The organism is Paenibacillus sp. UNC499MF, from assembly GCF_900107975.1.
Classification (GTDB): Bacteria; Bacillota; Bacilli; order Paenibacillales; family NBRC-103111; genus Paenibacillus_F.
On the sequence record NZ_FNVF01000007.1, the window covers coordinates 249,902 to 276,198 of the forward strand.

The window sequence follows — 26,297 nt, forward strand, 5'->3', positions numbered from 1 at the left end:
GGGTCTGGAAGATGTAAAGAAGACATAGGTGTCATATAGAAGAGCCGGTAAGCACAAAGTTTTACATAAAATTTGACTTGTAAGCGCTGTACATTTTTGCTTGTGAAAGCAAATAGGGGATTGACACCCCGCATGAAAGCGTTTATCTTAAAACTATAAAAGTTAAACCCTTTTAATTTTGATGAACAAGCTGACACGGATGACAGAAGATGAATTTGAAGTGGTTTAAGAGGTTTTAGGCTGAAAAATGGGCATAATATCCAGAAATCCGAATCGGTTTATATGGAAATCATGTCTTTTATTTTTAGGCTAAAATTAAAGCGTTTTAACTTTCGAAAGGAAGGATGCCATGAGAACCAAAACGGCAAGGCACCAAACGCTCTGGTTTTACATCTTCATTTCACCTTGGCTGATCGGAGCTGTTCTGTTTGCCCTGTATCCCATCGTATCATCAGCTTATTACAGTTTTACCGAGTACGACATCGTGAATCCTCCGAAATGGGTCGGCTTCCAGAACTACGTCGATTTGTTCCACGATGATATCTTCTGGATTTCCATTTGGGCTACCGTAAGGTATACGCTGCTGAGCGTTCCGATTCAGCTGGGGCTTTCGCTTCTTTTTGCGCTCCTGCTTAATCAGAAAGTCCCGTTCAAAGGTTTTTTCCGGACGGTCATGTATTTCCCGAGCATGATTTCGGGTGTGGCCATGGCTCTGATCTGGATGTGGATTTTCAATCCGCAGAGCGGGCTGCTCAACCAGGGACTCAGCCTGCTGGGGCTGCCCGGACCGCTTTGGCTGTTCGACGAGAAGTGGGCCATCTTCGCCCTCGTGCTCATGTCGCTGTGGACGGTAGGCGGGGGGATGGTCATCTTCCTGGCGGGTCTGCAAAGCGTTCCGCCAAGTCTGTACGAAGCGGCCGAACTGGACGGAGTAACGCGTCTGCGCTCCTTCTGGCACATTACGCTGCCGATGATCTCGCCCGTGTTCCTTTTTCAGCTGATCATGAGTCTGATCGAATCTTTCCAGGTCTTTACCCAAGCGTTCATCATGACCAAGGGCGGACCGAACTATTCGACGATGTTCTATGTGTATTACCTGTATCAGAACGCCTTCAAGAACTTCAAAATGGGCTATGCTTCCGCGATGGCCTGGCTGCTGCTGATCGTCGTCATGGTTCTTGCCCTGCTTATTATGAAAGGCTCTAAACGATTCGTTCATTACGAAGGGGGAGACGGAGTTTGAGCAGCACGGTTCCTACACAGCCCGCGAGGGCCTTTAAACCTTCCAGATTGAAGGCTGGACGCAGAACATGGTTCGACTGGTGCGTCTTCGCCATGCTGATCGTCCTGTCGGTTCTGATGATTTTGCCGTCGGTCCATATGCTGTCCACGGCTTTCAAGACGCGGGCGGAGTCGCTGAGATTCCCGCCCACGATCATACCGGATAAATTCGTAACGGAAAATTTCAAGAAATTGTTCGAGCTCGATTTTCTTAACTGGTATCAGAACAGCCTGCTCATCGGCATTATGACGGTGATCGGCACGGTGCTTTCCTCCGCACTGGTCGCCTACGGCTTTTCGCGGTACCGGGCGAAGGGCAAGGACGCCCTTTTCGCTTTTCTGCTGGCTACGATGATGCTGCCCTACCCGGCCGTCATGATCCCGCAGTTCATCCTGTTCAAGGAACTGGGCTGGATCGATACGTTCCTGCCGCTGATCGTTCCCGCTTTCCTGGGCTCCGCCTATTTTATATTCCTGCTCAGGCAGTTCTATACCTCTCTGAGCAATGAACTTTTCGAAGCGGCCAAGGTCGACGGCTGTTCGGAGCTCCGCCAGTGGTGGAGCATCGCGCTTCCGCTGTCGGGTCCGGCCTTGGCGACCGTCGCCATTTTCTCCTTCATCTGGAGCTGGAACGACCTGCTCGGGCAGGTGCTTTATCTGAACTCGACCGAGAAGTTCACTCTGCCGATCGGCATGGCCGGCATGGTGTCCTCGACCACGCGCCCTCCTTCCTGGAACGTCGTTATGGCCGCATCTTTGCTGGCGCTGGTACCGATTCTGGTTTTGTTCTCCGTCGCGCAGCGCTACTTCGTACAAAGCATCGTGCTGACGGGTGTGAAATAAGAGAGGGAAACTATAAGGAGGTCTACCTGAAATGTGGATGACTAGAAAACCGTATCATATGACACTCGCGGCCATATTGGCGGCGTCGGTAACGCTGGCAGGCTGTTCCGGGGGAGACAAGAAGACCGAGGGAACGGACGGTTCCGGCAAGTCCGGGGAACCCGTAACGATCACCCATTACACCCAGGATGCGCCGGACAAAGCCTACGTGGAGCAGCTCATTCCGGAATTCGAGAAGAAGTTCCCCAATATCAAGGTTAAGGTGGTCAAGGCTCCTTACGAACAGTTCGAGTCGAAGCTGCAGAGCATGGTGGCAGCGGGCAACTCCCCGGACGTGACTTCCCACTGGGGAGATGCGGGCTTCGCCGAATATTACAACAAAGGCTTGGTTCGCGACATCACGGATCTCCTGAAAGAAGACAATTTCAAAGCTTCCGATTATGGGATTTCAGACCATTTGATGGATATCTACAAAGTCAATGGCAAAACTTATGGCATTCCTGTCTATAGTTACGTATCCGTTCTCGTATATAATAAGGATATGTTTGACAAGGCAGGAATTCCGTACCCTCCGTCCGATTATGAAGACAAATCGTGGACGTTCGAGAAGATGCAGGAGAATGCCAAGAAGCTGACTAAAATATCGAAAAACCTGAACGATACCCAGTACGGCATCGATTGGGGATGGTCCGAAAGAGATATGAGACCGCTTTATTTCGGTGCCAGCCCGTATCCGGAAGAAACGTTTACGAAGAACGGGGGCAACCCGGAGGTTTCCAAGTTTAATTCGCCCGAAGTGAAGGAAGCTTACCGCACGATTTTCGACATGATGCACAAAGACAAGAGCATGATCGATCCCGTTACGACCAAAGCTGTCGCGGGCGAAGGCGGAGATCCGTTTGCCGCAGGCAAAGTGGCGATGTCCGTCGGCGGCGCCTGGCTGCTTGCCGGCTCCAACGATTTCGGGTTTAAAGTCGGCGTAGCCGCCGTCCCGGCCGGCAAGAACGAGAAGGCGAGAGACGTGCTGTTCGTCGATCCCCTGTTCATCCTTAAAGACTCCAAGCATCCGAAAGAAGCATTGGAGTGGATCAAATTCCAGCTTTCCAAGGAAACGCAGGAGAAAGCGGTCGAGCTTAGCGGAGGCACGCCGCCGTCGAACTCGCAAGCGGCCGAGAAGTATTTCAGCTATTTCCAGAATATCGATCCGAAGGACCTGAAGAACGTGTACGAGGGCGGTCTGAAGTACGGCGTGGAATCCTGGAATCACATGATCCCGGGTTACGCGGAGCTTAACACGATCATCAAAAACGAGATGGAGCCGATCGAGAACGGCAAAAAATCGGTCGACGAAGTGATGCCGGATCTGGAGAAGCACATTAACGACGTTTTGGCGAAAAGGCAGAAAAAATAACACAGTCGGACTCTTGACCAGCCCCGCTGCATGGTGGGATTCCGACGTTGGGAGTTCGATTGGATGAAAATAAGCATATTTGACGTAGCAAAAAGAGCGGGAGTATCGGTGGTCACCGTCTCCCGCGTTCTGAACGACTCGCCTACGGTGAGGGAAAACAACCGGCAGAAAGTGCGCCAGGCCATCAAGGAGCTCGATTACCGGCCCAATTCGGCCGCAAGGAGCCTCGCCAGAGGGAAGACGGGCGTAATCGGTCTTACGCTTACGACACTGCAGGATTCCCTGTTCGACGGGATCGTCAAGTGCGTGAACGACGCGCTGAAGGAGCACGGCTATTTCCTGGCGCTGTCCATCGGACCGGACACGAGCGAATCCGACTGGGGCGAAGGCAGCAACTTTCTGTATCAGGAAGACAGGGTGGACGGAATTATCGTACTTTCTCCTCTTAAGGAGGAAAACGACGTCCTGGAGTTGAAGAGGAAAAAGATCCCATTTGTTCTGGTGGATAACCAGCAGGAAGACATGAGCGCCTCCGTCGTTAACGTCGATAACTATATGGGCGGACTGGAGGCGACGCGCCACCTGCTGAGTCTCGGACACACCAAAATCGCGCATATCGCGGGTCCCGACCTTTACCGGAGCGCGCGGGAGCGGAAACGGGGCTATATCGATGCCATGGCGGAAGCCGGGCATCCCCCGTTTCTTTTGGTGGATTCGGATTTCGACATCCGAAGCGGTTTCGATATCGCCAAGAGCTGGCTGGCGGAGGGCGGTAGGCCGACGGCCGTATTCGCCGCCGACGATTTCATCGCGCTGGGCGTAATTGAGGCCTTCCGCGACGCGGGACTTCACGTGCCGCGCGATCTTTCCGTCATCGGTTACGATGACCAAGCCTTCTCGTCGGCTATACATCCCAGGCTGACGACAGTCCGTCAGCCGTCCGAGGGGATGGCCCAGGAGGCGGTGAAGCTGCTGCTCAAGATCGTGAACGGCACGCAGAAACGGAATGCTTCGGTGAAGCTGGAGCCGCAATTGATCGTGCGTGAATCCACGGCGTCTCCGGACGGCAGAACAATCGAAATAGATAGATAAAAACAGGAGCTGTGAAATAGAAGAACAATCGCTTGAAACGGGAGATGGAGAACTGTGAACTATTATTTGGGTATGGATGCCGGAGGCAGCAAAACCTATGCGGTTATCGCCGATGAAACCGGCCGGGTGGTCGGTACCGGCAGAAGCGGCATGGGGAATCATCAAATTCATCACGACCGGGCGGCCGCAAGCATCGGCGCCGCCGTGGACGAGGCGCTCCGCGAGGCGGGCCTGACGAAAGCGGATATCGCATTCGCCTACTTCGGTCTGGCGGGGGCGGACCGCGAGATCGACTTCCGCATTCTGCGGAAGCTCCTGGAGCCGATCGGCTTCGCGAACTGGGATCTCGCCTGCGATACTATCGTCGCCATGCGGGCGGGCACGACGAAGCCTTACGGCGTCGTCGCCATCTGCGGCACCGGCGTGAACTGCTCGGGCATGAACCGGCAGGGCGAAGCCTACCAGTGCGGCGGCTTCACCTACATGTACGGCGACTTCGGCGGCGGGGGCGGCCTTGCCGTCGAAGCGTTCCGCTCGGTCGTCCGCGCCTGGGACGGACGGGGAGAGCAGACCCTGCTGACGGGACTGGTTCTGGAGCAGCTCGGCTACGAAACGGTCGGGGACATGTTTCACGATTTTCTCGACCATAACAAGTCCGTTCCGCTGGAGCTCGCGAAACTGCTCTTCACGGCCGCAGGCCAGGGGGATGGGGTGGCCCGCGATATATTGAAGGAGCAGGGCGAGGAAATCGGCCTCTCGGTCAAAGCGATCGTGAACAAGCTCGGCATGGCCGAAGAAGAGTTCGACGTTGTGCTCGCCGGCAGCGTGCTGATGCGCGGAAACGGCGACTACATCGAGAAATACATCGTAGACGCGGCGAAGAAAGCGGCTCCGGCAAGCACGATCCGCCGGCTGGACGCCGAGCCGGTAGTGGGTTCCGTCCTGCTTGCGATGGAGCGCGGCGGCCTGACGGTCAGCGAGGAAGTCAGCGCAAAACTGAAACAGTTAAAGATGTAAATTAAAATCGGGGAGTGAGAGAGATGGACAAAAGCTTGAAAATCGTCGTCATCGGTGGGGGTTCCTCTTATACACCGGAAATCGTGGAAGGATTTATTTTGAATTACGACAAGCTGCCGATTCGCGAAATTTGGCTCGTCGATATCCCGCAAGGCGAATGGAAGCTGAACATCGTGGGCAGCCTGGCAAAGCGCATGGTCGAGAAATCCGGTCTGCCGATCCAGGTTCATCTGACGCTGGACCGCCGGGAAGCTCTGCCGGGCGCAGACTTCGTCTCTACGCAGATGCGTGTCGGCATGCTCGAAGCCCGCGCCTGGGATGAGTCCATCCCGTTGAAATACGGCGTTATCGGCCAGGAAACGACCGGGCCGGGAGGCATGATGAAGGCGTTCCGGACGATACCGGTCCTGCTCGACATCTGCCGCGACATGGAAGAATTGTGCCCAGACGCGTGGCTGCTCAACTTTACGAATCCGGCCGGCATGGTGACGGAGGCAATCTCCAAATACAGCTCCATCAAATCGATCGGCCTCTGCAACGCTCCGATCGGCATGCACAAATGGCTGATGAAAGAATACGACGTCCCGGCGTCGAGCATTTATACCGAGTTCGTCGGCCTCAATCACCTTCACTGGATCACACAGATTACCGTGAACGGGGAATCGAAGCTGGAGGAGCTCGTCGGCAGCGGCAGCAGATATTCCGCCAAAAACGTGCCTCAGATGGAATGGAACGCAAGCTTTATCCGCGGTCTGGGCGCGGTGCCTTCCTACTATCTCAAGTATTTCTACCTGAAGGATGAAATGCTGGAAGAACAAATCGAGGCGTCGAAGAAGGACGGCACGCGCGCCGAGGTCGTCAAGCGGGTCGAAGACGAGCTTTTCGAGCTCTACAAGGACCCGGACCTGGCCGAGAAGCCGAAGCAGCTGGAAAAGCGCGGCGGAGCTTACTATTCCGAAGCTGCGGTTAACCTGATGTGTTCCCTTTATAATGACACAAGGGACATTCAGACCCTGAACGTGCGCAACGACGGCATACTGGACTTCCTTCCGAACGAGTCCAGCATCGAGGTAAACTGTGTGGTAACCCGCCAGGGACCGATCCCGGTTGCGGTAACCCGCGTGCCTGAAGCGATCAAAGGCTTGATCCATGCCGTGAAAACGTACGAAATCCTCGCGATCGAGGCGGCCGTTACGGGAGATAGAAGCATCGCCCTTCAGGCGCTTGCCCATCACCCGCTCATTTCCTCGGTCAATACGGCCGAAAAAATGCTGGACGAAATGCTGGAGCAGAACCGCGCGTATCTGCCCAATTTCTTTCCCGCCGCCGAACATTCGAACGTTTAACTTTTTATGCCCCTAATGATTGCCGGCAAAAAAGAACGATTGAAAATCGAACAGAAAATTCCGCTGATGGAATGATGCGAATGAACCGCCGGGAGAACCCGGCGGTTTTTTTGTGCGCAGGCGGCAGCTATTCTTCGAAAATGCTTCGGGTTGAACGGAAGAAAGAGAGGCCCGATAGGTTCCTCTCAGGTTGAAGGCCCTATGAAACTGCTGGAAGAAGAAGGACTTTTTAGGCGAAAAAAAGCACAAAAACACATGTAAACGCTTCCTATTAAGCGCTTTCAAGAGATTTATTAAGAAAAGCCGGTGTTTTTTGAAAAAAAGGGAGGATTTTCGGCGTTTTTTGTCGTAAAATTATTTTTACACCGAAAAATTGATATTGTGGGAGTGGACCTCATGCGTGTTCGTTCTTTTCGATTGTCTGATTACAGCCTGATCTCCGATCTGCTTCAGGAAGCGCTCAGCGATCCTTGTTACAAGGAAACGATGCAGGCTTTTGCCAAGCAGCTGTCGTGGGACGGCGAATTAGTGTTGGTTGCGGAAGAGCAGGATGAGCTGGTCGGTATGGTAATCGGAACCATCGATGACAACAAAGGATACTATTACCGTCTGGCAGTTGCACCCGGGCATCGCCGCAAGGGAATCGGCAAGGCTTTGATTGAAGGAATGAAGCAGCGTTTTATGCAGCGTAAGGTTAAACGCATTCTTGTCACAGTCGATCATCACAATGAAATGGTGCTGCCTGTTTACGAGTCGGCGGGATACAATCACTCCGATTTTACGAGAACGGCAAACCGGCTCAGCATTGTAAAGAAAGCAAGCATGTAGGGGTCAATTATAGTATAATGAAGGCATATCTTTTTGTCGCTGGCGGACAGGCTCCGCTCCCGGGAGGAAGGTATGCTTTTATTGTAACCACTTCTTTTTTTGCCGGGAAGAACGGGCTCCGTAGGGAGCTTTTTTAGTCGCTGCGTTTAGTTTTTCTACGCGGGTACCGGCAATTCCGTTTCAACCGTTTTTAACCTATTCGAATTTTAACTGACCGACAATTATAATGAATTTATGAGCATAAGCTGCATTCGCCGGATGAGACGGTTTATATAGAGGGGCAATTTTAATGGAATCTTTCGAGCATTTTGTCATTAAGAGCTTTAAGCACGACGGTCACCTGCACCGGATGTGGCTGGAGAACTGGAAAGTGCCCCGGCACGAGCTCCATCCCGAACACCAGAGAGAAAACATGTACGTGTTTATCAACAACCAGACGAAGATCCAGGAAGCGGACGGGAAGGAATGGACAAGCCGGATTCCGGGCGTCTCTTTTTTTATTCCGGGGGAATGGTACAATATCGTCGCTCTTCTTGAGGAAGGGGGCGTGCGCTACTACTGCAACGTGGCCTCCCCGTTTTACCGGGCGGGCAGCGTCATCACCTACATCGATTACGATCTGGATGTGATCCGGATGGCCGGAGGCGACGTTCATGTCGTGGACCGGGAGGAGTACGAACAGCATAAGGCGCTGTACAGGTATACTCCGCTGGTCGAGTCGAAAGTGAAGGCGGGGCTGGACGCCCTGCTGAAGCGGATCGGCAAACAGGACGCACCGTTCGGAGACGAAAGCGTCCGCCGGTACTATCAGCTGTGGAAAGACAGGGAAACGGAGGCTTAAGGTGACGGATTCCGGACGGGAACCGCGGTCTTCTTCCATTCACACGCCGGAGAAGGGCGGGGTGCAAGGAGGCGGGCGGATTACCGGGAAGAGAAACTGGAGCAGGCTGGGTACTTTCGTTGTGATTATACTGGCTGCTGCCGTTATTCAGCGGTACGGATTCAACATTTCCGCCGTACGCGGAATATCGATGGAGCCGACCCTGCATGAAGGGCAGCGGCTTTTTGTGAATAAAACGGTTTCGTGGACCGGAGGTTTCAGCCGGGGAGACGTCGTGGTTCTGAGAGAACCGGATGGGACGGGCACGGAATCAAAACGCCCCTATCTGGTCAAAAGAATCGTGGCTGCGGCCGGTGACAAGCTTGAAATTACGGACGGCAGAGTTTTCGTTAACGGGGAGGAACTGAAGGAGCCTTATACGGATCAAAGGATCGCGGACGGCGATTACGGTCCGTTTACCGTAGGAACCGGTTACTGCTTCGTCATGGGCGATAACCGGCGCAGCGGAGCCAGCCTCGACAGCCGGAGTTTCGGACCCGCAGCCGTTAATTCGCTGGTGGGACGGGCAGAATGGATAATATGGCCTCCAGAAGCCCTGAGAGGTCTTTAGAGAGGCTTTAGGTCCGCGGACGATCTTGGGGAGAATGGGCCCTTGAAGAGCCCGTGAGCGGAAATAGAGACTTTAAACACGCTGCCGGCAGCCGGAGCTGACAATCGGGTACATCTTAGAGCATACGGAAGGAGGGATAGACATGAGGATAACACTCGCAAATGCTTCCGAAAGGGAGCTGCTTCTGCTGAAGCAGGAAATCATCCAGGCGGCGCCGTCGCTCGGAATCGATAAAATCGGATTCGCTTCGGCGGAGCCTTTTCACGATTTGAAGGATATTCTTCTTCAGCACCGCGAGAAGGGCTACGAATCCGGCTTCGAAGAACCGGATATCGATAAACGCGTTAACCCCGAACGCAGTTTCGAAGGCGTCAAATCCATCGTGGCTATCGCGGTTGCCTATCCTTCCAAGCTGGTTAACCCTCCGCGCTCGGAAGCGGGAGCTTACCGGGGCATGCTGGCCCGGGCCGCCTGGGGCGACGATTACCATCTCGTTCTGCGGGACCGGCTGAAGCGGCTCGGAGCGTTTCTGGAAGAACGCGTCGACGGGGTCCGGTTTATGGACATGGTCGATACCGGCGCTCTTGCGGACCGCGCCGTAGCCGAGCGGGCGGGAATCGGCTGGATCGGCAAAAACTGCGCCGTCATCACCCCCGAATGGGGTTCCTGGGTTTACCTCGGCGAATTGCTTACAAATCTTCCTTTCCCCGCCGATACTCCTATTATGGACCAGTGCGGGGAATGCCGGATCTGCATCGACGCCTGCCCGACGGGAGCGCTTGTCGGGCCCGGTCAGCTGAACTCCAGCCGGTGCATCTCCTTCGTCACGCAGACGAAGGGAATGATTCCGGACGAGTTCAAGGAAAAGATCGGCAACCGGCTGTACGGATGCGATACGTGCCAGATCGTCTGCCCGGTTAACAAGGGCAAGAACTGGACGCACCACGAGGATCTCCAGCCGGATCACGACGTCGTGAAGCCCCTGTTGGTCCCGCTGCTCACCATGGGCAACCGGGAATTCAAGGAGCGCTTCGGAAGAAGCTCGGCGGCCTGGAGAGGGCGCAAGCCCATTCAGCGCAATGCGGTGCTGGCGCTGGGCAATTTCAAAGACCGGTCCGCTGTTCCGGTGCTCGCTTCCCTGCTGAGGGACGATCCGCGTCCGGAGCTGCGGGCCACGGCGGCCTGGTCGCTCGGCAAGATCGGAGGCGAGGCCGCGCTGGACGCCGTCCTCCGGGCGCAGCGCGGCGAGCGCGACGAAGCGGTGCTTGCCGAGCTGGACCAGGCGGCGCGGAAGCTCGGCGGGCTTCCGCCAAGCGGCGGCAGTCCGGCGGCGGAAGCGGCCGGAGGGGCCCGGGCGGACGACGCCGGAGAGGCAACGGGGGCGAGATAGCCCCCGCGGGCTGCCGGGAAGTCCGGCTGTGCAGGAGGACGGCATAAGGACAGACCTTCTGTCCGGAGGAGGCGGCTCCGCCTCCGGTATGGCGCCTTCTTGCCGGAGAGTAGTACGGCTTCCCCAGGGGAAGCGGGCAGTAACCCGGAGAAGCGCGGACAGCGTGGAAGCCGTACATGCGGGTGCAACGAAGCGATAAGCGCGGCCGCAACGGTCCCGGCCGAGCTCAGCGGCGTAGGTCCCGGCCGAACTCAGCGGTGCAGCCGGGACGCGGCAGCCGACTAACCGGAAGCGGAGGGATGAGGAATGGACGGTAACGGCAGGAAAACGGTCACTGCGGCAGGGGAACCTGTCCGGATAGAAACCGATACGCTGGATTCGCCGATCGGTCCTCTGCTTCTTGCGAGGACAGAGAAGGGGCTCTGCGCGATCGAATTCGGCAGCGTGCCGGAAGCGGTCCGCAAGCTGGAGCAGTGGAGAGACCGCTGGATACCGGGCGGCATCCTTGTCCCGAATCCCGGAGGACTCCGGGAAATAAGTGAACAGCTTCAACAATATTTCAGCGGACAACGACGCTCCTTCCACCTCGCATTCGATCTGCGGGGCACGGAGTTTCAGCTTCGGGTCTGGACGGCGCTGCTGTCCGTTCCGTACGGAGCCACCGCTTCCTATAAAGACATCGCCGCCGCTATCGGATCGCCTCAGGCGGTCAGGGCGGTCGGCGGGGCCAACAACCGCAACCCGGTCCCGATCGTAATCCCGTGCCACCGCATTATCGGCGCAGGCGGGCAGCTGGTAGGATACGGGGGCGGGCTCCCCGTCAAGACGGCCCTGCTTGAGCATGAGGGCTGGAAGCCGGCGGATGTCCGGCATACATCGAAGAATCGGGAGTGGAAAGCATGAAATATGTTCCAATTGATTCCATAGAACCCGGACAATATCTGGGGAAGACGATCTTTACGGCGTCCGGGGCGGTCATGCTGGCCGAGGGGGTTCAGCTTACCGTTTATATGATTAATACGCTAAGACGTATTGGAGTGTCCATGCTCTATATCCAGGACGCGCTGACGGACGATATTGAGATTCCCGAAGTCGTCAGCGAGGAAACGAAGCGGATTGTCATCCGGCAGATGCTGGACAATTTCGACTCCATCCGGTCCGGCAAAGACTTTAACACCCGCCACATGAGTAAGAACGTGGATACGCTGCTGGATGAAATTTTAAAAAACAAGGATGTTCTGATCCAGCTGACGGATATCCGCACGAAAGACAATGACATGTATCTGCATGCGCTTAACGTCTGCATGATTTCCACGATGATCGGAATCAACATGAATTTAAATGCGCAGCAGTTGAAAGAGCTTGCTATCGGAGCGCTGCTCCATGACGTGGGCAAGCTGGACCGGATTACGGACGACGAGTCCAAGGACGACCGGCTGCATCATACGTGGAGAGGCTTCGAGCTGCTTAAAGCCAAGCGGGAATACAGCCTGCTTATCGCGCATGTCGCGTTCCAGCATCACGAAACGCCCGACGGGCTCGGCAAGCCGCGCCGGCTGCTCGGCGAGCAGATTCATTTATACGCAAAGATCGTCAGTGCGGCCAATACCTACGACAATTTGCTTCACGGCAGCGGCCTGAACACCGGACTGCTTCCCCATGTGGCGATCGAGCATATGATGGCTATGGCGGGCACGAAGCTGGACAGGGACGTCCTGATTCACTTCCTGCGCACCGTATCGGTGTATCCGACGGGTATTTCCGTACGTCTGTCCACCCGTGAAACGGGTGTTGTGGTCGGCCAGCACCGGGGCCTGCCGGGCCGTCCGGTGGTCCGCATCATCAAACAGGACGGCGGCAAAGAGTACGATGTGAAGGAAATGGATCTGGCGAAACACACGACGCTTTTTATCGAACACGTGTTGGCCTGAGATGCTTGGATTTTCGGCTTTATAATGCTATGATGGGTTTGTCTGAAAACAATCTTTGAACGCAGGGGGAAAAGCAGGATGTGGCAAATTATCATTCCGATTCTGACCTTGATCGCGGGACTGGTCGGAGGCTTTTTTATCGGGGTGTTCTATCTCCGTAAACAACTCGAGTCGATGCAGAACAATCCGGAAATGATCCAGAAAATGGCTAAGCAGATGGGCTACAACATGAACAAGCAGCAGATGAACAAAGTGCAGACCATGATGAAGAACCAGAACCTGACCAGCAAAAAGCCGAATAAAAATGCAAGATCCAAATAAAAGATCCGCATGAAGCGGCCGGGAGTCCTGATTTACAGGCTGCTCGGCCCTTTGAGTAGAACGGACCAGTATTATCCAGAGGTGGTTGGCTTATGCCCAGCAACAAAGACAAAATTATCGCTGCTGCCATGGAGCTGTTTCACGAGCAAGGCTTTCAGGCTACGGGCCTGGAAGAAATTCTCTCCCAGTGCGGCGTAGTGAAAAGCAACTTTTATTATCATTTTAAGAGTAAAGAAGAGCTTGGCCGGCAAGTCATTCAGCAGAAGATCGCGCTGATGGAGGAGCAGATATTCGGGCCCTCGCTGGACAACCGGACGCTGGGTCCGCAGGATAGGCTGAGACGAATGTTCCGGCTCATGCAGGCTGCCGCGGAAGAGCATGACTGCCGCAGGGGCTGCTATATCGGTAACCTGGTTCTTGAGCTGGGAGAGCGGTATGAAGAACTGCGCCGCCTGCTGGTGAATTTTCTGGAAGACATAGAGAACAGAATTGAGGCCTGCCTGCAGGAAGGGGCGGCTAATCAAGAGATCAACCTTCATGGCATGAAAGCCAGGGAAACGGCCGTCGCGCTAACCGCACTGCTGCAGGGCGGCATGCTCCTCGGCAAAGCGCACCGCAACAGTTTCGCGCTGCAGTACGGCGGCAAGCTGGTGAACCATATCATAGGAAACGGATCGGAAGGAGAGCAACATGCCGGCTAAAGAATACAAAAACACCAAGGCAGCGGATAACCGCGAACAGATCGAAGGACATATCCGGGAAATCTTGCGCCTGATCGGCGAAGACCCGGAACGCGAGGGGCTGCTGGATACTCCGGCGCGCGTAGCCCGTATGTACGAGGAAATTTTCGCCGGATATGAGGCGGATTTCCACGACGTGCTCGGCGTAACTTTTGATGAGCAGCACGAAGAGCTCGTCATCATCAAGGACATCGTCTATTACAGCCAGTGCGAGCATCATATGGCGCCGTTTTTCGGCAAAATCCACGTAGGCTACATTCCGAGCGGCAAAATCGCGGGCTTAAGCAAATTCGCCCGTCTGGTGGAAGCCATCACCCGCAAATTGCAGGTGCAGGAGCGGATCACTTCCCAGATCGCCAACACGCTGGACGAGGTATTGGAGCCGCATGGCGTCATGGTCGTCGTGGAAGGCGAGCATCTGTGCATGTGCTCACGCGGCGTGAAGAAGCCCGGCAGCAAAACCGTCACGTCGGCCGTACGCGGCTCGTTCCGGACGGATTCGGCCTTACGGGCGGAGTTTTTGTCGCTGATTAAGTAGCTTGGGACAACCTGCGGAGAAAGTCCGGAGGGTAGCCGATCCAGGATACCCAGTGTATTTCGACCCAGGCAAAATAAACCCAAGCAGAACCCAAGCAAAATTGGATCTCCAATCAACTGCAAACGAAAAGGCAGCCGTAAAGGCTGTCTTTTTTTGTTGTGTATATACGAACAAATACCAACTAAAAACAATTAAATAAAATAAAATACACAATCTTTACTTGTATTTAATCGTGAGTTTACAAAACTTCTTTACCATAACAACTGTAAGAGAAACGAATTCAAAAGCAGCTTATCCCATTTTACAAATTCGAGAGGATGAACGACGGTCATGAAAAAAACAGCATCACTTTGCCTGACTCTTCTTATGGCGATTTCCCTTCTGGCGGGCTGCGGAAAAAGCGGCAGCGAAGCGGGCGCCGCGACCAACCCCCCGGAAAAGGCGGGAAGCAAAGAGGGCAGTTCCCAAAACGCCGCCCTGAAAGGCGACCTGACGGTGTACACCGCACTGGAAGACGATCAGATTAAAGCTTACCTCGAATCGTTCAAAAAAACGAATCCGGATGTAAAGGTAAATATTGTCCGGGATTCGACGGGCATCATTACGGCCAAGCTGCTGGCCGAGAAAGATAACCCGCAAGCGGACGTCGTCTGGGGCGTAGCGGCGACCAGCCTGCTTGTGCTCGATCAGAACGGCATGGTGGAGGGTTACTCGCCCAAAGGGATCGAACGTGTCTCCCCGATGTTCAAGAGCACCGGCACACCGGCGAAATGGGTGGGCATCGACGCGTGGGAAACGGCTCTTATCGTCAACACGAAGGAATTGGAGAAAAAGAAGCTCCCGGTTCCGAAGACTTACCAGGATCTGATCAAGCCCGAATATAAAGGCATGATCGTGATGCCTAACCCGGCTTCCTCGGGAACGGGATTTTTCGATGTGACGGGCTGGCAGCAGCTTTACGGCAAAGGGCCGTCCTGGGAGTTCATGGACAAGCTTCATGAAAATATCGCCGTCTACACACACTCCGGTTCCAAACCGGCCAAGATGGCGGCTGCCGGAGAATACCCGATCGGCATCTCGTTCGGTTACCGCGGCATTCAGGAGAAGAAGAAAGGCGCGCCGGTTGAGGTTGTATTCCCTCAGGAAGGCTCCGGCTGGGATGTGGAAGCGAACGCTTTGATGAAGAAAGCGGCGATCAAGCCCGAAGCGAAGGCATTCCTGGACTGGGCGATCAGCGACGAAGCGATGAAAGCCTACAACAAGAACTATGCGATCATCAGTGTGAACGACGGCTCCGGCACGATTCCGGAAGGCTACTCCAAAGATCCGCTCAGCCAGCTCATCAAATACGACCTGAACGATGCGGCGAAGAATAGAGACAGCATTTTGAAAGAGTGGGAAAAACGCTACAACGCCAAGAGCGAGCCCAAATCCTAAAATAAAGCGGCGATCCCGCTTGCGGCAACAAGCCCGAAGCGTCAAGCCGGCAGCCGGAAGGAGAGAAACACATGAATCAGGCACACTTATCGATCCGGGGCATCCGTAAAACTTTCGGTTCGTTCACGGCCTTGGACAGCATTCATCTGGATGTCCGCAAAAACGAATTCGTCTGTCTGCTCGGCCCCAGCGGCTGCGGCAAAACGACGCTGCTCCGCATTATCGCCGGACTGGAAAGCCCGGACTCGGGCACAGTGTCGGCAGGAGGAAAAGACATCACCGCTCTTCCTCCGGCTCAACGGAATTTCGGCATGATGTTCCAGTCGTATGCCCTGTTCCCGAACATGACGGCCGCGCAGAACATCGCCTTCGGTCTGAAGAGCCGGAAGCTGGGCAAACGGGATATCGCCGAGAAGGTGAGAGAATCGCTGGACCTGGTGGACCTCTGGGAGATGCGGGACAAGTACCCGTCCCAGCTCTCGGGAGGCCAGCAGCAGCGGATCGCGCTCGCCCGCGCCGTCGCGCTTTCTCCGGACTTCCTGCTGCTGGACGAGCCGCTGTCGGCGCTGGACGCCAAGGTGCGGCACAAGCTCCGCGGAGAAATCCGCGCGCTGCAGGAGAAGATCGGCGTCACGACCATCATGGTGACGCACGACCAGGAGGAGGCGCTGACGATGGCGGACCGCATTGTGGTGATGAACAATGCGGAGGTCGCACAGATCGGCACGCCGAGAGAGGTTTACGAACGGCCGGCTTCGCCGTTCGTAGCCGATTTCATCGGCGCGATTAACTTCCTGGACGGTGCCGAGCTCCAGGAAAGGGGTGTGCGCGGCTCCGGCATGATGGCGGTCCGGCCCGAGCATATCGGCGCCGAAGAGCCCGGCTCGCGCGGCGGCATACCGGCCGTCGTCCGCGGCATCGAATTCCGCGGACCTTTCTATCACGTCATGCTGGACGTATTGGACAGCGGCGGAGAGCCGCTGGGACGCCCGATGACGATCCACGTGTCCGCCCAGCATTATCAGCAGCTGGGCCTCGAGAAGAATAAGAAGCTGTCGCTCTGCCTGCCGGAAGAAAGACTGATCGCCTTCGAACCCCAGGCCGCAGCGAAGTAAGAGAAAGGAGTCCTTGTCATGATGATCGTACGCAGGGTGCAGGGCGCCGCCAGAGACCTTCGTTCCAGTCTTAAGGGAACGGGAAGGATCAGGCGCCGGCACGGCAAAGAGGAGCGGATACAGCAGGCTCTTATCGCCCTCATGATCGCGGTGCTGGCCGTTACGGTGCTGCTGCCCCTGATCGGGTTGTTTTCCAAAGCGTTTTACGATAAAACGGGACAGTTCGCGGGTCTGGAAAACTTTGTCGTGTATTTCACGACACCGGCCCTTCTCCGTTCCCTGATCCATACCTTGAACGTGTCTTTACTCACTACAGTCATCTCAGTCGGTCTCGCGTTCTTGTATGCGTATGCGCTGACCCGCACGGATATCAAAGGCAGGACGCTTTTCCGCTATATTGCGCTGCTCCCGCTTTTTGCCCCGACAATGATGCACGGGATCGGTCTTATTTATTTGTTCGGCAACCAGGGGCTGGTAACGACAGGTTTGTTCGGTCTTCTGCCGGCGGGGCTGGATATCGGCCTGTACGGCCCGGTCGGAATCGTGCTGGCGGAGGTGGCTTACACTTTTCCCCAGGCGATGATGATTATGCTCGTGTCGCTGGCGGTAACCGACAACCGGCTGTACGAAGCGGCCGAAACGCTTGGAGCGGGGAAGTGGAGAACCTTCCTGAGCGTGACGCTGCCCAGCGTAAAATACGGCGTCATCAGCGCTCTGTTCGTCTGCTTTACGATGAGCTTTACGGATTTCGGCGCCCCGAAAATCGTCGGGGGCAACTACAATGTGCTCGCGACGGATATTTACAAACAGGTGATCGGCCAGCAGAACATGACGATGGGCGCGGCCGTAGGCATTCTGCTTACACTGCCGGCTGTCCTGGCTTTTGCGGTGGACCGCTTCGTGGAACGGAGGCAGAAGGCGCTCGTTTCCTCCAAATCGGTTCCTTACCGGATACAGAAAGGAAGCTGGCGCAACGCCGTCTTTTACGTGATTTGCAGCTCCATCGGGGGCGCCATCCTGCTCCTGCTCGGAGCCGTAGTTTTCGCTTCCGTGATTAAAGTGTGGCCCTATGATTTGTCGTTTACGTGGAATCATTTCGATTTCACATCCGTGGCCGGTGAAGGGCTGGCTCCCTTCTGGAACAGCATGCAGGCGGCTCTCTATACCGCTTTGATCGGTACGGCGGTTACATTCATTTTCGCTTATCTTATTGAAAAAGTGCGCCACTGGCACGCTCTGCGGCAGTTTGCTTATTTCTTGTCCATTCTGCCGCTCGCGCTGCCGGGGATGGTGATCGGCCTGGCCTTTATCTTCTTCTTCAACCGGCCGGACAATCCGCTTAGCGGAATTTACGGCACCATCTGGATCGTCGTACTGGCCAACATCGTGCATTTCTATGCCGTTCCTTTTATTACGGCGACAGCGGCGCTCAAAAAACTCGACAAAGAATTCGAGACGGTATCGGAATCGATGCGGGTTCCGTTCTACCGGACATTCGCACGGGTAACGGTCCCCATGTCCCTGCCGGCTGTTCTGGAAATGTTCGTTTATTACTTTGTGAATTCCATGGTAACCGTGTCGGCAGTCGTGTTTCTTTACTCCGCCGATTTCAAGCTGGCTTCGGTAGCCATTGTCAATATGGACGATGCGGGGGATACCGCCCCGGCCGCCGCCATGTCCGTCCTTATTCTGCTGACCAACATTGCCGTGAGGATCGGCTATGAGCAGCTTACGAAAGTGATGCGGAACCGGGCTTCCGCCTGGCAGCGGAAATAATGTTTTAACGGGTTGAACGTTAACCATCTCTGCTATAAACGTCATTACTTCTTATTTCATCAAAGCGAAAACGGAGCCGGACGTGCGGATGTGCCGCCCCGGTCCGTTAACCAGGAGGAGACTTCACATGATCAAAGCCGTCATTATGGACTGGGCTGGCACGACTGTAGATTACGGCTGCTTTGCTCCCTTGAACGTTTTTATAGAAATTTTCCGCCGCAAAGGCATTGAAATTACACAGCAGGAAGCGCGGGAGCCGATGGGACTCCTAAAGTGGGATCACATTCGTGAAATTACGAAAATGCCCCGCGTTGCCGACCTTTGGGAACAAAAATTCGGCCGCCGCCCCGACGATCGCGATACGGATGCCTTGTATGCGGATTTTGAGCCGCTTCTGTTTGCCTCGCTGCGCAATCACTGCGAGCCGGTTCCGGGTGTGCTGGAACTCATGGAAAGACTGCGCGGACGGGGGATCAAAATCGGGTCCACAACCGGGTATACCGAAGAAATGATGAACATCGTGGTGGAGGAAGCCGGCAAAAAAGGCTACCGTCCCGATGTGCTCGTGACGCCTACGAAGATGCCTGCGGGCCGTCCGTATCCCTGGATGATCTACGAAAACTGCATCCGTCTCGGAGTTTACCCGCTTCATCATGTCGTGAAAGTCGGAGATACCTTGAGCGACATCCGGGAAGGCTTGAACGCGGGAGTCTGGACGGTCGGGATTGTGCTCGGGAGCAGTGAGCTCGGTATGAGCGAAGCGGAGGTATCGGCCTGCCCGCCGGAGGAATTGAAGCGCAGATGCGAGGAAGTGCGCGAGAGGTTTTATGAAGCGGGAGCCCACTATGTGATTGAATCCGTAGGCAAACTGGATGAGGTGCTGGAATTGATTGAAGCGCGCTTGAAGGCCGGCGCAGGCGTATCTGCGGGAGCGGCTGCCTCTGCCGGGCCGGAAGGTGTGCGTCATGCGTAAGGAGGAAGCGGAAATGGTACAGACGGACACCATGTACTCGGCGATGCCGGACAACGAATACCTGCTGCTGACGCCGGGACCGCTTACGACCACGAAGCGGGTCAAGGCGGCCATGCTGCGGGACTGGTGCACCTGGGACCGCGATTACAACGGACTGGTCCAGGATATCCGCTCCCGCCTTGTCGCTTTGGGCGCGGGAGGTGCGGAAGGCTACACCTGCGTGCTGATGCAGGGCAGCGGAACGTTCTGCGTGGAGTCCGTTATCGGCTCCGTTATTCCGCAGGGAGGCAAGCTGGCGGTGCTGACGAACGGGGCTTACGGAGACCGTATCGCCCAGATGGCGCAGGTGCTCGGCATTGAGACGGCCGTTCTCGATTCGGGGGAGCTCAGCCCGGTCAGTCCCGCTGCCCTGGAGGAGCTGCTCCGGCAGGATGAGGCGGTCACCCATGTGGCGGTCGTTCATTCGGAAACGACGACGGGCATGCTTAATCCTATAGCCGAAGTCGGAGCGGCCGCAAAGAAATACGGCAAAACTTTTATCGTGGATGCGATGAGCTCGTTCGGCGGCATTGAAATGAACATGAGCGAGCTGAACATCGATTATCTGATCAGCAGCGCGAACAAGTGCATTCAGGGAGTTCCGGGCTTCGGCTTCGTACTGGCCCGCACGGAAGAACTCAAGCGCTGCGAAGGACAGGCAAGGTCTCTGTCTCTGGATCTGTATGACCAGTGGAACACGATGGAGCGCCAATCGGGCAAGTGGAGGTTCACTTCTCCCACGCACGTGGTGAGAGCTTTTCACGAGGCGCTGAAGGAGCTGGAGGACGAGGGCGGCATCGGAGCCCGTCACCTGCGTTACACCGAGAACCAGCGTGTGCTTGCCGAAGGAATGAAGGCAGTCGGCTTCCGTCCGCTGCTGGACTCGTCCGTGCAGTCTCCTTTCATTACGTCCTTTTATTATCCGGACATGCCCGGTTTCACGTTCCAGGCTTTTTACGAGGAATTAAAGAAGAACGGGTTCGTCATTTATCCGGGCAAAATATCCGCCGCCCAGACTTTCCGCATCGGCTCGATCGGCGATATTCATCCGGCCGATATGCGGCGTCTTGTCGGCACGATAGCGGGTGTCATCGAAGATACTTTTGAATCGGCGTCAGCAAGGAACTAAAGGAAGGGCGCGACTAGCCTTACCAAGCGGAAGGACCATTTGCCGGAGAGGGGTGCATCATGAAAGTATTTTGTCTGGGCGGGGCGGGCCGGATTTGCAGGGAAGCGATACTGGATCTTGTCCGGTATTCCGCTTTTGAGCAAATTACGGTTGCCGATTTCAACGAAGAAGAAGGGCGCAAGGTCGTGCGGGAACTAGACGATCCGCGCGTGGATTTCATAAAAGTGAACGTATATGACAAAGAAGCGACCGTCGCGCAGATGCGGGGCTACGATATCGTCATGGACGGCACGGCGATCGCGCTTAACGGATTGTCTACGGCGTGCATTGCGGAAGCAGGCTGCCACGGGATTAATCTGAACGGCTTCGGGGACGAGGATGCTTCGGCGTCTCTGTTTGAGCGGCACGGCAAAACATGCGTACCCGGCTTCGGCATGACCCCGGGCGTGACCCAGATGATGGCGATGCATGCCGCCTCGCAGCTCGATACGGTCGATACTGTCCGTGTCAGTCACGGCTCCTACCGGCCGATCGCCTTTTCCAGGTCCATCACGGAAACGACGACCTACGAGTACGATCCGAACCTTCCGGGCCGTGTCGTGTACGAAAACGGGGAGTTCATTCAGGTCCAGCCGTTTGCCCGTCCCCGTGAAGTCCGGCTTCCCGAGCCTTACGGAACGTCACTCCAATACATTATCCCGCATGCCGAAACGAAGACGCTGGCGAAAGCTCTGGCCGGCAAAGGCGTGCGTCTGATCGAAGTCCGCGGTACGTGGCCGCAGCCGAATATGAGACTCGTCCAGGCGCTCTATGAGTACGGATTTATGCGCAACGACAAGATCCGGATCAACGGGACGGAGATCGGCATTATGGACTGCGTCAGCGAATACCTGTACCACTCCCGCGAAGGCTCGGAGACGCAGCTGTATGGCTATGCGCTGCATATCGAAGTCACCGGCGTCCGGAACGGAGTGCCTATGCGCCTCACGCTTACGCATACCCATCCGGCCTCCGACGGCTCCGTACCGGGCTGGCAAGGGCTTCGCGCCTACACCCGCAACGTGGGAATTCCTATGGCCATTGCGGCTGTCATGATCGCCGAAGGCCGTGTCCACAAGGCGGGCATTCTGACGCCGGAAGAAGCTTTCGAGCCGCAGGCGGTATTCGCCGAGCTGGAGAAGCGGGGCATCCGCATCCACCAGGATACCGAGGTTTTGAAGGAACGGGAACCGGCGGAGGTGTGAAACGCGCCGGGTGCCTCTTAACGCAGATTGCGCCAGCTGCTGCCTAGTTCTTTTTATACACGGCATAGAAAGAATGAAAGATACAAAATCGTAACGTCCGATAATTTAAGCGGCTAAACCGTCTCTGTTTACCGCCGTTCGGGTCCTTGCCCGGGCGCCCTATCCACAAAAGGCTGTCCCCCTGACGCAAGGTTGGGTATAATGAATCCGGAAACTACCAAAGAACCGAAAGAACGGAGGCGGGCATGTGTCTCTAGTAGGGGAAGAACGCAAGGAACACATCCTCCACTTGCTGAATCTTCACAATAAAGTCCGGACACACGAACTCGTGGAGCATTTCGAAGTTTCCTCGGAGACGATCCGGCGCTACCTGGAGGAGCTGGAGCAGGAAAACAAGCTCAAGCGCGTGTACGGCGGAGCGGTCAAGTTTGACCTGATGAGGGAAGAGCCCTCCCCCTTTAACCGGGAGGTCACGAAAGCGGAGGAGAAGAAGAGGATCGGCCGGGCGGCCGCCGCCATGGTCCGGGATAACGACGTGATCGTTATCGACGACGGAACGACGACTCTTCAGATGATCAATTACTTGGCGAATACACGGAATCTGACCGTTCTGACACCGTCGGTGCCCGCCTTGTCGCTGCTTATCGAATACAAGAACAAAGACATGTTCTCCGGAGAAATTTATTTTATCGGGGGCAAAATCAACGCGAAGCATTACCGCGCATCGGGCTCGGTAGCCGAGAGTATGATGGAATCGTTCTACGTGGACAAAGCGTTCGTTGCCGTCGACGGGCTGCACCCGCAAAGCGGATTAACGAGCTACGACGCCGAACGGGGGCTTCTCGTCCGCAAGTTTATGGAGCATGCGGCGCAGACTGTCGCGCTGATGGATCACACGAAGAACGGCAAGACGCACTTCTACAAAATTTCGGATTTGAAGGAAGTCCACGCGGTTATTTGCGATACGGAGCATCCGTCCGAGTGGAGCCCGCATTTCGAGGCGATAGATACGAAGTGGATTGTGGCGGAATAACCCGTCACGGAAGCGTGCGGTGTACGGCTCCGTATGACGGTAGCCGACCGCAGGCGGATAGAAGGGACCTGCTCTTTTAGCCATACCCTTCCTGAGGAAGATGGTGTCTCAAAATCGTGCGCATGGCAGGACCGTATAGGAAACTGGGAAGCAAAAAGATCTCAAACCCACCTTTAGGTGGAGATGAGATCTTTTTTTATAGCATCGTTGATTTGAAGCGGGGCCTATAAAATCAAAATGGCTCCGGCAGCAGCCCCTTTGCCGCTTAATAAGGAAGCCAGGTGAGCTTGCTGGCGGGTTCGAATCGTTCGTTGACATGATCCCAGTTGACGACTTTCCACCAGTCTTCGATGTATTTGGGGCGGTTGCTTTTATGTTTGAGGTAATAAGCGTGTTCCCACACGTCGAGCACCAGCAAGGGAATGACGTCCCATTGGGACAAGTTCTGGTGTTTTTCGGCCTGCAAAATTTCAAGCCGGTGGCTGCGCGGGCTCCAGACCAGAATGGCCCAGCCTCCGCCCTCCACTTTCTTGGCGGCTTCGGTGAACTGCTTCTTGAACCGGTCGAAGCTGCCGAACGATTTGTTGATCTCGGCGGCAATCGGACCGTAAGCCTTCCCTCCGCCGTTCGGCTTCATGATGTTCCAGAAAATCGTGTGCAGGTAATGGCCCGCACCGTTGAACGCCAGCTCCCGCTCCCAGTGCTTGACGAGGTCGAAGTCGCCGCTGTCGCGGGCTTTCGCGAGCATCTGCTCGGCCTTGTTGAGATCATCGACATAGGTTTTGTGATGCTTGTCGTGATGCTCGCGCATGGTCGCCTCGTCGATATGAGGCTCCAGAGCATTGTAGGCGTACGGCAGGGGAGGCAGCTTATGCCCGCCTATCGGCACGGGCTTGTAGGGCGACAGAGCCGGAGCGGTCTGCCCTTGACCGGCCGTGTGCGCCGGAGGAGGCGCTGCGCCGCTTTGCGCCGCCATATCGCTCATGGGCGGACGGTCACCCTCCGTGCGGATGTCCCAGGGGCCATCCGGCCCGACGGGCCCGATCCCCGCGCCGGGATAGGCGGACGGTCCCGGCGTGTAGCTCGCCGGAGGTCCGGGCACCCCGACGCCGAAGCCGGGAGGCACGCTTGTGCCGGGCCATGTGCCCTTCTGCGGGGCGGAGAAGCCCGAGCTGCCGGAGGAATGGCCCTGCCCGCCGGAGGAATAACCCGGCAGTCCTCCGGGTACGGGTGCGGGACCGTCCGAATCGTGACCGGGTACGGGGACACTGTAGAGCCCGTACTGTCCCGGCCCGGTCCCTCCGCCGCCGGCTTGCACCGGCGTGCTGACGCCATTCAGCGAGCTGCCGGCTCCGCTGATGGACGTGCTTGGCGAGCCTGGATTGAAGGCTGGCCCGCCGCTGAAGCCCGGCCCGCCTCCCGGACCTGCTCCGGGCGGGACTACTACGCCGCCCGGCCCGTAATAGCCGGGCGAGCCCCAGCTTCCCGGGGCTCCGGGAAGTCCCGGACTGCCGGGCGCTCCGAAAGCTCCCGGCCCGTCACCGGCTTGGCCCGCGTAGCCGCCGAGGCCGGGAGGTCCGCCGGGCGGCCATTGGCCGGGAACGCCGAAGCCCCAGCTGCCCGGCCCGTACGGGCTGCCTTTCTGGGCGGTCTCGAGCCCTTTGAGCGTGCCGAGGAAATACTCCGACTCGCGGATAATGTGCTCGATGACGATTTTGATAACGGGATTCGAGCTGACGGGCTTGCTCTCTTTTTCAATGATTTGCAAAAATTCGATGAATTGAACCGACTGCTTGGTGGAGACGTCGATCAGCTGCCGCAGCTGCTGCTGAAGGAAGGGATCGGTGGGATTTTGCGTACGGATCGCCCATTCTACCCATTGAACGGCAGCGGCCTCCGTCTTGGCGAAAACTTCCTCCCAATCCTTGAGCGCCTGCACATAGACAGGCTCCAGTGTGGGGACAAGTTCACGGATAACGACGGTGTGTTCCTTCTCCTGGGTTTTCCAGAAACGGATTTCTTCTAAAATCCTAAGCGGCATCAAGCTGCCGTAGACCGAAAGCATCAGGACTAACCTCCCCGGAATCAGCGTTATTCCTATTCTTATTCAAGGGAGGGATTGGCCTATTCTACTTACATTTCCACGAAACCGGATTCCGAAAGCTGGGGACGGGAGATGGTTTTCAGAAACCCGAAGGTACGGGTGATATATTCGTCGGGTTTTGCGGAGTAGATCAGCTCATGCTTGCCCGTAGGGAGCATCCAGTAGTTGGTGAACACATTTTGCTGATTTTTATAAACCCCTTCGGCAATTTCGTGCGGAGCCCGTTCGTCTTCATCGCCATGAATGAAGTAAATCGGCATCGGATATTCATGGGTCGTGACGGCCTGATACGGAATCTGGTTCATGTTAACCCCGTTCAGAAGCGGGAAAAATACACGGACGAGAGGAAGCGACGGGAATTTAGGAATATTTACATACTGTTTCATATTATGATAAAGCGTATCGGGATTGAGCAGGAAAGTGCTGTCCAGAATCATGCCGTCGATATCCTTGGTCTGCAGGGCGGCCTGGAGGGCGGTGCCCGCTCCCATGGAGAAGCCCCATACATAAACGCGCTCGGAGCCTTTATTTTTAATATAATTAACGGCGCCCAGAAGCTCTTTGGATTCCTGGATTCCCGCCGTTACGATGCGGTCGTTCTCGGGATGGACATAGCCGTAATCGAACATCAGGACGTTGTATCCGCTGTCATGAAGTTTTTTGGCAAGAGAATAGATGGGAACCCACAGTTCTTCGCGGTTGCCGCCGTACCCGTGCGAGAAAATAACCGTCTGGGAGGAAGCTTGGTCGGTCGGAATGTACCAGCCGCTTAAAGTGCTGCTGCCGTTCGAGCTGGGAAAAGTCACATTCTGATAAGGCAGACCGGCCGCTTTCGCAGGGTTCGAGCTTAACGGCGCAATGGTAGGCCGGGCCAGGGTCCAAGCGATAAAACCGTGGAAGCCGAGGATCAGACTGGAACAGAGCACAAAGAAGCAGAGAACGGAAAGCAGGACAACCTTCTTGCGTCGCGAAATCGATTTAACCGGAATATGATCCAGCGGTGCGGGTTGAAGGGGAGTCGAGTTAACGGGATTCATGCTCATATAGGTTCCCTCCTTTGGAGAATGGGTCTTTGTAGGAGAATTTAGTTAGTAGGAACCTGAATATTAGAAGGTTTATAATTAACTAAATATTCTGAAAAGGACCTCGTGGTACTCTTATATTATGTCAACTTACATGCTTCGTCAATATGTGCAACACAATGTTAATTGTCTTGTAATCTCGCTGTAATACAAGGCTTCCGGGCGGTTTTTTCCTT

At 55.8% G+C, this 26,297-nt stretch carries 24 protein-coding genes; 22 read left to right on the forward strand and 2 right to left on the reverse strand.

Translation table 11 applies throughout. From position 1 onward, the window contains the following. Positions 1-349: 349 nt before the first annotated feature. The 22 genes from C4S74_RS16880 (at position 350) to C4S74_RS16990 (ending at position 22,935) form a co-directional block, all read left to right on the forward strand. On the forward strand, positions 350-1,243 hold the full coding sequence (locus tag C4S74_RS16880; protein ID WP_103996465.1) for a carbohydrate ABC transporter permease: 894 nt from the start codon (positions 350-352) through the stop codon (positions 1,241-1,243). Further along, complete coding sequence (locus C4S74_RS16885; protein ID WP_103996466.1) at positions 1,240-2,124, forward strand: carbohydrate ABC transporter permease; 885 nt, start codon at positions 1,240-1,242, stop codon at positions 2,122-2,124. Before C4S74_RS16880 ends, C4S74_RS16885 begins: the two co-directional genes overlap by 4 nt. Before the next feature lie 31 nt (positions 2,125-2,155). Continuing rightward, the gene (locus C4S74_RS16890) at positions 2,156-3,535 is read left to right on the forward strand and encodes an ABC transporter substrate-binding protein (protein ID WP_103996467.1); all 1,380 of its coding nucleotides are present in this window, start codon (positions 2,156-2,158) and stop codon (positions 3,533-3,535) included. Between the two features lie 63 nt (positions 3,536-3,598). Further along, positions 3,599-4,627 carry a LacI family DNA-binding transcriptional regulator gene (locus C4S74_RS16895; protein WP_103996468.1) on the forward strand — a complete coding sequence of 343 codons (1,029 nt, stop codon included), beginning with the start codon at positions 3,599-3,601 and terminating at the stop codon, positions 4,625-4,627. Between the two features lie 54 nt (positions 4,628-4,681). Beyond that, positions 4,682-5,644 (forward strand): N-acetylglucosamine kinase, encoded by a 963-nt coding sequence (locus tag C4S74_RS16900; RefSeq protein WP_103996469.1) that lies wholly within the window; start codon positions 4,682-4,684, stop codon positions 5,642-5,644. Positions 5,645-5,667: 23 nt separating this feature from the next. Continuing rightward, complete coding sequence (locus C4S74_RS16905; RefSeq protein WP_103996470.1) at positions 5,668-6,990, forward strand: 6-phospho-beta-glucosidase; 1,323 nt, start codon at positions 5,668-5,670, stop codon at positions 6,988-6,990. Between the two features lie 396 nt (positions 6,991-7,386). Beyond that, on the forward strand, positions 7,387-7,818 hold the full coding sequence (locus C4S74_RS16915; protein WP_103996524.1) for a GNAT family N-acetyltransferase: 432 nt from the start codon (positions 7,387-7,389) through the stop codon (positions 7,816-7,818). A 289-nt stretch (positions 7,819-8,107) separates the two neighbouring features. Further along, positions 8,108-8,659, forward strand: a complete 552-nt coding sequence (locus tag C4S74_RS16920) for a DUF402 domain-containing protein (protein ID WP_103996472.1) — start codon at positions 8,108-8,110, stop codon at positions 8,657-8,659. A gap of 1 nt (position 8,660) precedes the next feature. After that, entirely contained in the window at positions 8,661-9,269 is a 609-nt protein-coding gene (lepB, locus tag C4S74_RS16925; RefSeq protein ID WP_103996473.1) for a signal peptidase I, read from the forward strand. A gap of 142 nt (positions 9,270-9,411) precedes the next feature. Continuing rightward, positions 9,412-10,659, forward strand: coding sequence for a tRNA epoxyqueuosine(34) reductase QueG (gene queG / locus C4S74_RS16930; protein ID WP_103996474.1), 1,248 nt, complete (start codon positions 9,412-9,414; stop codon positions 10,657-10,659). A gap of 306 nt (positions 10,660-10,965) precedes the next feature. After that, positions 10,966-11,562, forward strand: coding sequence for a methylated-DNA--[protein]-cysteine S-methyltransferase (locus tag C4S74_RS16935; RefSeq protein ID WP_103996475.1), 597 nt, complete (start codon positions 10,966-10,968; stop codon positions 11,560-11,562). Continuing rightward, positions 11,559-12,590 (forward strand): HD-GYP domain-containing protein, encoded by a 1,032-nt coding sequence (locus C4S74_RS16940; RefSeq protein WP_103996476.1) that lies wholly within the window; start codon positions 11,559-11,561, stop codon positions 12,588-12,590. The genes C4S74_RS16935 and C4S74_RS16940 overlap by 4 nt, the downstream gene beginning before the upstream one ends. Before the next feature lie 78 nt (positions 12,591-12,668). Continuing rightward, positions 12,669-12,911 carry a YneF family protein gene (locus C4S74_RS16945; protein WP_009676878.1) on the forward strand — a complete coding sequence of 81 codons (243 nt, stop codon included), beginning with the start codon at positions 12,669-12,671 and terminating at the stop codon, positions 12,909-12,911. A 92-nt stretch (positions 12,912-13,003) separates the two neighbouring features. Then, on the forward strand, positions 13,004-13,612 hold the full coding sequence (locus tag C4S74_RS16950; RefSeq protein ID WP_103996477.1) for a TetR/AcrR family transcriptional regulator: 609 nt from the start codon (positions 13,004-13,006) through the stop codon (positions 13,610-13,612). Beyond that, positions 13,602-14,189, forward strand: coding sequence for a GTP cyclohydrolase I FolE (gene folE, locus C4S74_RS16955; protein WP_103996478.1), 588 nt, complete (start codon positions 13,602-13,604; stop codon positions 14,187-14,189). The genes C4S74_RS16950 and folE overlap by 11 nt, the downstream gene beginning before the upstream one ends. A 330-nt stretch (positions 14,190-14,519) precedes the next feature. Continuing rightward, the gene (locus C4S74_RS16960; RefSeq protein WP_103996479.1) at positions 14,520-15,626 is read left to right on the forward strand and encodes a putative 2-aminoethylphosphonate ABC transporter substrate-binding protein; all 1,107 of its coding nucleotides are present in this window, start codon (positions 14,520-14,522) and stop codon (positions 15,624-15,626) included. Positions 15,627-15,697: 71 nt separating this feature from the next. Next, complete coding sequence (locus C4S74_RS16965; RefSeq protein ID WP_103996480.1) at positions 15,698-16,741, forward strand: putative 2-aminoethylphosphonate ABC transporter ATP-binding protein; 1,044 nt, start codon at positions 15,698-15,700, stop codon at positions 16,739-16,741. Between the two features lie 18 nt (positions 16,742-16,759). Next, positions 16,760-18,517: a putative 2-aminoethylphosphonate ABC transporter permease subunit gene (locus C4S74_RS16970; protein ID WP_103996481.1), complete on the forward strand. Its 1,758-nt coding sequence runs from the start codon at positions 16,760-16,762 to the stop codon at positions 18,515-18,517. A gap of 127 nt (positions 18,518-18,644) precedes the next feature. After that, positions 18,645-19,490 (forward strand): phosphonoacetaldehyde hydrolase, encoded by an 846-nt coding sequence (gene phnX / locus C4S74_RS16975; protein WP_103996482.1) that lies wholly within the window; start codon positions 18,645-18,647, stop codon positions 19,488-19,490. Between the two features lie 13 nt (positions 19,491-19,503). Next, the gene (phnW, locus tag C4S74_RS16980; RefSeq protein ID WP_258042511.1) at positions 19,504-20,658 is read left to right on the forward strand and encodes a 2-aminoethylphosphonate--pyruvate transaminase; all 1,155 of its coding nucleotides are present in this window, start codon (positions 19,504-19,506) and stop codon (positions 20,656-20,658) included. 59 nt (positions 20,659-20,717) lie between these two features. Beyond that, positions 20,718-21,902 carry a saccharopine dehydrogenase family protein gene (locus tag C4S74_RS16985; protein ID WP_103996484.1) on the forward strand — a complete coding sequence of 395 codons (1,185 nt, stop codon included), beginning with the start codon at positions 20,718-20,720 and terminating at the stop codon, positions 21,900-21,902. A gap of 247 nt (positions 21,903-22,149) precedes the next feature. Then, positions 22,150-22,935 carry a DeoR/GlpR family DNA-binding transcription regulator gene (locus C4S74_RS16990; protein WP_103996485.1) on the forward strand — a complete coding sequence of 262 codons (786 nt, stop codon included), beginning with the start codon at positions 22,150-22,152 and terminating at the stop codon, positions 22,933-22,935. Between the two features lie 265 nt (positions 22,936-23,200). Here the strand turns inward: C4S74_RS16990 and C4S74_RS16995 are convergent, their stop codons facing one another. Then, positions 23,201-25,000, reverse strand: a complete 1,800-nt coding sequence (locus tag C4S74_RS16995; RefSeq protein ID WP_103996486.1) for a Fe-Mn family superoxide dismutase — start codon at positions 24,998-25,000, stop codon at positions 23,201-23,203. 68 nt (positions 25,001-25,068) lie between these two features. Next, on the reverse strand, positions 25,069-26,082 hold the full coding sequence (locus tag C4S74_RS17000) for an alpha/beta hydrolase (protein ID WP_103996487.1): 1,014 nt from the start codon (positions 26,080-26,082) through the stop codon (positions 25,069-25,071). Positions 26,083-26,297 lie beyond the last annotated feature (215 nt).

Bases quoted from the DNA above. Each gene is read 5' to 3' on its own strand.
- C4S74_RS16880 (WP_103996465.1), top strand. From the start codon at position 350: ATGAGAACCAAAACGGCAAGGCACCAAACGCTCTGGTTTTACATCTTC.
- C4S74_RS16890 (WP_103996467.1), top strand. From the start codon at position 2,156: ATGTGGATGACTAGAAAACCGTATCATATGACACTCGCGGCCATATTG.
- C4S74_RS16895 (WP_103996468.1), top strand. From the start codon at position 3,599: ATGAAAATAAGCATATTTGACGTAGCAAAAAGAGCGGGAGTATCGGTG.
- C4S74_RS16905 (WP_103996470.1), top strand. From the start codon at position 5,668: ATGGACAAAAGCTTGAAAATCGTCGTCATCGGTGGGGGTTCCTCTTAT.
- C4S74_RS16915 (WP_103996524.1), top strand. From the start codon at position 7,387: ATGCGTGTTCGTTCTTTTCGATTGTCTGATTACAGCCTGATCTCCGAT.
- C4S74_RS16920 (WP_103996472.1), top strand. From the start codon at position 8,108: ATGGAATCTTTCGAGCATTTTGTCATTAAGAGCTTTAAGCACGACGGT.
- queG (WP_103996474.1), top strand. From the start codon at position 9,412: ATGAGGATAACACTCGCAAATGCTTCCGAAAGGGAGCTGCTTCTGCTG.
- C4S74_RS16935 (WP_103996475.1), top strand. From the start codon at position 10,966: ATGGACGGTAACGGCAGGAAAACGGTCACTGCGGCAGGGGAACCTGTC.
- C4S74_RS16940 (WP_103996476.1), top strand. From the start codon at position 11,559: ATGAAATATGTTCCAATTGATTCCATAGAACCCGGACAATATCTGGGG.
- C4S74_RS16945 (WP_009676878.1), top strand. From the start codon at position 12,669: ATGTGGCAAATTATCATTCCGATTCTGACCTTGATCGCGGGACTGGTC.
- C4S74_RS16950 (WP_103996477.1), top strand. From the start codon at position 13,004: ATGCCCAGCAACAAAGACAAAATTATCGCTGCTGCCATGGAGCTGTTT.
- folE (WP_103996478.1), top strand. From the start codon at position 13,602: ATGCCGGCTAAAGAATACAAAAACACCAAGGCAGCGGATAACCGCGAA.
- C4S74_RS16960 (WP_103996479.1), top strand. From the start codon at position 14,520: ATGAAAAAAACAGCATCACTTTGCCTGACTCTTCTTATGGCGATTTCC.
- C4S74_RS16965 (WP_103996480.1), top strand. From the start codon at position 15,698: ATGAATCAGGCACACTTATCGATCCGGGGCATCCGTAAAACTTTCGGT.
- C4S74_RS16970 (WP_103996481.1), top strand. From the start codon at position 16,760: ATGATGATCGTACGCAGGGTGCAGGGCGCCGCCAGAGACCTTCGTTCC.
- phnX (WP_103996482.1), top strand. From the start codon at position 18,645: ATGATCAAAGCCGTCATTATGGACTGGGCTGGCACGACTGTAGATTAC.
- phnW (WP_258042511.1), top strand. From the start codon at position 19,504: ATGGTACAGACGGACACCATGTACTCGGCGATGCCGGACAACGAATAC.
- C4S74_RS16985 (WP_103996484.1), top strand. From the start codon at position 20,718: ATGAAAGTATTTTGTCTGGGCGGGGCGGGCCGGATTTGCAGGGAAGCG.
- C4S74_RS16995 (WP_103996486.1), bottom strand. From the start codon at position 25,000: ATGCTTTCGGTCTACGGCAGCTTGATGCCGCTTAGGATTTTAGAAGAA.
- C4S74_RS17000 (WP_103996487.1), bottom strand. From the start codon at position 26,082: ATGAGCATGAATCCCGTTAACTCGACTCCCCTTCAACCCGCACCGCTG.